This is a genomic window from Pseudomonas sp. NPDC086278 (assembly GCF_050280905.1).
Taxonomy (GTDB): Bacteria; Pseudomonadota; Gammaproteobacteria; order Pseudomonadales; family Pseudomonadaceae; genus Aquipseudomonas.
Map to the genome: position 1 here is coordinate 1 of NZ_JBNNWE010000162.1, position 6528 is coordinate 6528.

Annotated in this window: 5 protein-coding genes and 2 pseudogenes; all 7 read left to right on the forward strand. The window is 60.6% G+C overall.

Translation table 11 applies throughout. The features are described from left to right. Positions 1 to 69: pseudogene (locus ACQKP4_RS27935) on the forward strand (protein TolQ); the annotation flags it as partial. Positions 70 to 71: 2 nt separating this feature from the next. Next, positions 72 to 1439 (forward strand): annotated as a pseudogene (gene nuoL / locus ACQKP4_RS27940) (NADH-quinone oxidoreductase subunit L); the annotation flags it as partial. Between the two features lie 40 nt (positions 1440 to 1479). Further along, entirely contained in the window at positions 1480 to 3012 is a 1533-nt protein-coding gene (nuoM, locus tag ACQKP4_RS27945) for an NADH-quinone oxidoreductase subunit M (RefSeq protein WP_427637260.1), read from the forward strand. 7 nt (positions 3013 to 3019) lie between these two features. Beyond that, a complete protein-coding gene (gene nuoN, locus ACQKP4_RS27950; RefSeq protein WP_427637262.1) occupies positions 3020 to 4483 on the forward strand; it encodes an NADH-quinone oxidoreductase subunit NuoN in 1464 nt (487 codons plus the stop codon). A 287-nt stretch (positions 4484 to 4770) separates the two neighbouring features. After that, positions 4771 to 5115, forward strand: a complete 345-nt coding sequence (locus ACQKP4_RS27955; protein ID WP_427637263.1) for a toxin — start codon at positions 4771 to 4773, stop codon at positions 5113 to 5115. Continuing rightward, positions 5112 to 5426: a helix-turn-helix domain-containing protein gene (locus ACQKP4_RS27960; protein WP_427637265.1), complete on the forward strand. Its 315-nt coding sequence runs from the start codon at positions 5112 to 5114 to the stop codon at positions 5424 to 5426. Before ACQKP4_RS27955 ends, ACQKP4_RS27960 begins: the two co-directional genes overlap by 4 nt. 178 nt (positions 5427 to 5604) lie before the next feature. Next, positions 5605 to 6528: OprD family outer membrane porin (locus tag ACQKP4_RS27965; protein WP_427637266.1), on the forward strand; the 924-nt coding region annotated here is incomplete at its 3' end.

The window sequence follows — 6528 nt, forward strand, 5'->3', positions numbered from 1 at the left end:
ATGATTTTTCAGCGCAGCAACCTGCTGCGCGCCGGTCGACGTGCCCTGGAGAGCTTTGAAGAGCGCTTCTGCGCAACAACGGTAACGCGGCACTCAAAGCCTTTATCGTCACCCGCATTGGCGACGTGTTCATGGCCATCGGCCTGTTCATCCTGTTCCAGCAACTGGGCACGCTGAACGTCCAGGAACTGCTGGTGAAGGCGCCTGAGCACTTCAAGGTCGGCGACTTCTGGATCGTGCTGGCAACCCTGATGCTGCTGGGCGGCGCTGTCGGTAAATCCGCGCAACTGCCGCTGCAAACCTGGCTGGCGGATGCGATGGCCGGCCCGACCCCGGTGTCGGCCCTGATCCACGCCGCAACCATGGTGACCGCCGGTGTCTACCTGATTGCCCGTACCCACGGTCTGTTTGCGTTGGCGCCGGACATCCTGCACCTCGTCGGCATCGTCGGCGGCGTGACCCTGGTGCTGGCCGGTTTTGCCGCACTGGTACAGACCGACATCAAACGTATCCTCGCCTACTCGACCATGAGCCAGATCGGCTACATGTTCCTGGCGCTGGGCGTGGGGGCATGGGATGGCGCGATTTTCCACCTGATGACCCACGCCTTCTTCAAGGCGCTGCTGTTCCTTGCTTCCGGTGCGGTGATCGTTGCCTGCCACCACGAGCAGAACATCTTCAAGATGGGCGGCCTGTGGAAGAAACTGCCACTGGCCTACGCCAGCTTCATCGTTGGCGGCGCGGCATTGTCGGCCCTGCCTCTGGTGACCGCAGGCTTCTACTCCAAGGACGAAATCCTTTGGGAAGCGTTCGCCAGCGGCAACCACGGTCTGCTGTATGCCGGGCTGGTCGGCGCGTTCATGACTTCGCTGTACACCTTCCGCCTGATCTTCATCGCGTTCCACGGTGAAGCGAAGACCGAAGCGCACGCCGGTCACGGCATCGCGCATTGGCTGCCGCTGTCGGTGCTGATCGTGTTGTCGACCTTCGTCGGCGCCATGATCGTTCCGCCGCTGCACGGTGTATTACCGCAAAGCGTCGGTCATGCCGGCGGCGAAGCCAAGCACAGTCTGGAAATCGCCTCGGGCGCCATCGCCCTGGCCGGTATCCTGCTGGCCGCGTTGCTGTTCCTGGGCAAGCGTCGTCTCGTCACTGCAATCGCCAACAGCGGCATCGGCCGCTTCCTTTCGGCCTGGTGGTTCGCCGCCTGGGGCTTCGACTGGATCTACGACAAACTGTTCGTCAAGCCATACCTTGCGATCAGCCACGTACTGCGCAAAGACCCGCTCGACCAGACCATCGGTCTGATCCCGCGTATGGCCAAGGGGGGTCACACCGCCCTGAGCCGTACCGAAACCGGTCAACTGCGTTGGTACGCGGCATCGATGGCAGCCGGCTCCGTGCTGGTCATCGGCGCCATCGTGCTGGTAGCGGTCTGAATATGAACCTTGCGAACTTGCGAAAGGAATTGAGCCCGTCATGATTCTGCCTTGGCTAATCCTGATCCCCTTCATCGGCGGCCTGCTGTGCTGGATGGGTGAGCGCTTCGGCGCTACCCTCCCCCGCTGGATTGCGCTGTTGACCATGACCCTGGAACTCGCTCTCGGCCTCTGGCTGTGGGCCCACGGTGACTACTCATTTGCACCGGCACCTGGCGCCGATCCGACCTGGGCGCTTGAGTTCAAGCACATCTGGATCCAGCGCTTCGGCATCAGCGTGCACCTGGCCCTCGACGGCCTGTCGCTGTTGATGATCCTGCTGACCGGCCTGCTGGGTATCCTCTCGGTACTCTGCTCGTGGAAAGAGATTCAACGTCACGTTGGCTTCTTCCACTTGAACCTGATGTGGATCCTGGGCGGTGTCGTCGGCGTGTTCCTCGCCCTCGACCTGTTCATGTTCTTCTTCTTCTGGGAAATGATGCTGGTGCCGATGTACTTCCTCATCGCGCTCTGGGGTCACAGTTCTTCGGACGGCAAGAAAACCCGGATCTACGCGGCGACCAAGTTCTTCATCTTCACTCAGGCGTCCGGCCTGATCATGTTGGTGGCGATCCTGGGCCTGGTACTGGTCAACTTCAACAGCACCGGCGTGATCACGTTCAACTACGCCGACCTGCTGAAAACCAAGATGTCGCTCACCACCGAGTACATCCTGATGCTCGGCTTCTTCATCGCCTTCGCGGTGAAACTGCCGGTCGTACCGTTCCACTCGTGGTTGCCTGACGCTCACGCCCAGGCACCGACCGCGGGCTCGGTCGACCTGGCCGGTATTCTGTTGAAAACCGCTGCCTACGGTCTGCTGCGTTTCGCCCTGCCGCTGTTCCCGAATGCCTCGGCCGAATTCGCGCCGATTGCCATGACCCTCGGTCTGATCGGGATCTTCTACGGCGCGTTCCTGGCGTTCGCCCAAACCGACATCAAGCGTCTGATTGCCTTCTCGTCCGTTTCCCACATGGGCTTCGTCCTGATCGGCATCTACTCCGGCAGCCAACTGGCGCTGCAAGGCGCGGTGATCCAGATGTTGGCCCACGGTGTCTCGGCCGCCGCGCTGTTTATCCTCAGTGGTCAGTTGTACGAACGCACCCACACCCGCGACATGCGTGAAATGGGTGGCTTGTGGTCGAAGATCGCTTACCTGCCGGCCATCAGCCTGTTCTTTGCAGCCGCGTCGCTGGGCTTGCCGGGCACCGGTAACTTCGTCGGCGAGTTCCTGATCCTGATCGGCACCTTCGCTGCTGCACCGTGGATTACCGCGATTGCAACGTCGGGCCTGGTGTTCGGCTCGGTCTACTCGCTGATCATGATTCACCGTGTCTACTTCGGCCCGTCCAAGTCGGACGCAGTGTTGCATGGCATGGATGCTCGCGAACTGATCATGGTGGTCGGTCTTGCGGTGTTGCTGATTTACATCGGTGTCTACCCGCAACCGTTCCTCGACACTTCTGCCGCGACGATGCATGGCGTGCAGCAGTGGCTCGGTACCGCCTTCACTCAACTCGCTTCGGCCCGGTAAGAGCGCTATGGAATTCACGACTCAACACTTTATCGCGCTCGCGCCGTTGTTGATCACCACCGCCACGATCATCGTGGTGATGCTGGCCATCGCCTGGCGCCGCAACCACTCGCAGACCTTCCTGATTTCCGTGGCGGGCCTGAACCTGGCGTTGCTGTCGATCCTGCCAGCCTTGAAAGTCACGCCCCTGGCCGTGACCCCTTTGCTGCAAATCGATAACTTCGCTTGCCTGTACATGGCGCTGATCCTGGTCGCCACCCTTGCTTGCGTCACCCTCGCCCACGCCTACCTCGGCGATGGCGGCTCGGGTTACCCCGGCAACCGCGAAGAACTGTACCTGCTGATCCTGATGTCCGCCCTCGGCGGGCTGGTTCTGGTCAGCGCACAACACCTGGCCGGGTTGTTCATCGGTCTGGAATTGTTGTCGGTGCCGGTCTACGGTCTGGTGGCATATGCCTTCTTCAACAAGCGTTCGCTGGAAGCCGGCATCAAGTACATGGTGCTGTCGGCCGCCGGTTCCGCGTTCCTGTTGTTCGGTATGGCGCTGCTGTATGCCGATTCCGGCAGCCTGAGCTTCGTCGGTATCGGCCAGGCCCTGGCGGCCACCGGCCTGCCAAGTTCGCTGGCGCAGTTGGGCCTGGGCATGATGCTGATCGGCCTGGCGTTCAAGCTGTCGCTGGTGCCGTTCCACCTCTGGACCCCGGACGTCTACGAAGGGGCTCCGGCACCGGTTGCCGCGTTCCTGGCGACCGCTTCCAAAGTCGCGGTGTTCGCGGTGATGGTGCGGCTGTTCCAGATCTCCCCGGCGGCGAGCAGCGGTGTACTGAGCGACGTGCTGACCATCATCGCTATCGCGTCGATCCTGTTCGGTAACCTGCTGGCGCTGACCCAAAGCAACCTCAAGCGTCTGCTGGGTTACTCGTCCATCGCCCACTTCGGCTACCTGCTGATCGCCCTGGTGGCGAGCAAAGGCCTGGCCATGGAAGCCATCGGCGTTTACCTGGTCACCTACGTGATCACCAGCCTCGGCGCGTTCGGCGTGATCACGCTGATGTCCTCGCCGTACAACGGCCGCGACGCCGACGCGCTGTACGAATACCGCGGCCTGTTCTGGCGCCGTCCGTACCTGACCGCCGTGATGACCGTGATGATGCTGTCCCTGGCCGGCATCCCGCTGACCGCAGGCTTCATCGGCAAGTTCTACATCATCGCCACCGGCGTCGAGTCGCACCAATGGTGGCTGGTCGGCTCGCTGGTCATGGGCAGCGCCATCGGCGTCTTCTACTACCTGCGCGTGATGGTCACCCTGTACCTGATCGAGCCAAACCTGCGTCGCCACGATGCGCAACTGCACTGGGAACAACGTGCAGGCGGCGTCATGCTGCTGGCCATCGCCGCACTGGCGTTCTTCATTGGCCTGTACCCGCAGCCATTGCTGACCCTGGTTCAACAGGCCGTGCTGGCAGGTTGATCGCTTGAGCGACACTCGGTAGAAAACAGAAACGGCACCTTCGGGTGCCGTTTTTGCGTTCTGGGGCCCCCTCACCTTCTCGGAAATGGACTGCAAAGACCTCGGCATCGGCTGACATCCGTTGGCTGCCCCCGACATCCAGAATCCCCTCGCAAGCAACGCGGCCGCGTCCTACATCGCGATCCTGCGTACGTCTTTACTGTAACGACTTGACCGAATTGGCCGGGACAGAAGCCTTGACCAATTCGATACTCGTGATAAAAATATACGCAGGTAACGTACAGAACATGGACGCTCTATTTATCGAACTGCCCGTATTCCAAAAGCACCGCAGCGACTACCTCAATGACGATCTGTTTCACCGGCTCCAGCAAGAGCTGCTGCAAAACCCGGTCGCGGGCGACGTCGTCGAAGGCACCGGAGGGTTGCGCAAGATTCGCGTGGTGGACGAGCGACGCCACAAGGGCAAGCGCGGTGGGCTGAGGGTGATCTATTACTGGTGGTCCGGTTTCGACCAATTCTGGCTGTTTACTCTGTATGGCAAAAACGAGCAGGACGATCTGACGCCACAACAGAAGACACTGCTTAAAGAAATGCTCCATCGAGAAATCAAAGCGAGAACGAACGAATGAAACGTGACATTTTTTCCGAGTTGGTAGAGGGCTTTGAAGCCTTGGCCGAAGAGCGCCAGGGCAAGGTCACTCTTCGCACTCACAAAGTAAAACTGGCCAAGCTGGCGCCGATCACGGCAGAGGAAGTGGTTGGCATCCGCCAGCAACTGAATCTCTCCCGCCCGGTGTTTGCGATGTACCTGCGCACCAACACCCGGACGCTGGAGAACTGGGAGCAAGGCCGGGCGCGCCCAAATGCCCAAGCCACCACACTGATCCGCCTGGTTGAACGCTTTCCGCAGACCGTGCAGCAACTGGCGGAACTGACTTGAGCCGCTGCGCGGTCTACCCACGCACATGACGAAATTGTAATAGCCCCATCACCTTCGCGTTATCCGCAGATTGCAACGATACACGCCGGCGACCACGCGGGAGGGCACTGCCCTCTCGCCAAACAATAAAACCGACGCCGAAGAACGTTCCAGTTCTGCCGATCTCAAGGAGTGCTTGATGGTTAACAATAAAAAAATGTCGATGGCCGCGTTAGCCGTGGTTGTCGGCTCCGAGGCGCCCATGGCGCAGGCGGAAGATAAAGCCGAGGGGTTTATCGAGGGCAGCAGCCTGACCGTGCTCAACCGCAATTTCTACTTCAATCGCGATTACCGTGACGGCCAGTCCAGCCCCACCGGCAACGGTTATTCCGAAGCCTGGGCACACGCCATCATCAGCAAGTTTGAATCCGGGTTTACCCAAGGCACGGTCGGCGTGGGTGTCGATGCGTTTGCGATGATCGGCCTGAAACTCGATACCGGCGATGGTCGCAACGGTGGCCGCAGTTCGTTCGATGTCTTGCCGGTCAACAGTGAAGGCCGGGCGTCGGACGAATACACCAAGGTCGGTGGCGCCGCGAAAGTGCGAGCCTTTGATACCGAGCTAAAAGTCGGCGATGTCTTCCCCGCCACCCCAGTGGTCGCGGCGGGAGACGCCCGGCTGCTGCCCGAAAGCTTTCGCGGTGTGACCGCCACCAATACCAGTATCGAAGGCCTGTCGGTCCAGGGCGGTCGCTTGCATGCGATGAGCCAACCGGTGTCTAGCGACATGCGCGAAAACTTCGCGACCTTCTATGCCGGGCCGGTCGACTCGCCGTGGATCGGTTACTTCGGTGGCGACTACGCACTGAACAAAAACCTCAGTGTCAGCCTGTATTCCAGCCGTCTCAAAGATGCCTGGGATCAATACTACGCAGGCACCGCGTGGACTTACCCGCTGTCGGATGACCTGTCGCTGTTTGGCGACCTGAACTATTACAAGGCCGTCGACGAGGGCAAGCAATTGCTCGGCTACCGGGACCGGTTGATCGGTCAGGGCATGGGCGTAGCCAAGTTCACCGGCACGCGCATTTCGCGTCACTGGAATGGCGGGATGCTCGATCCG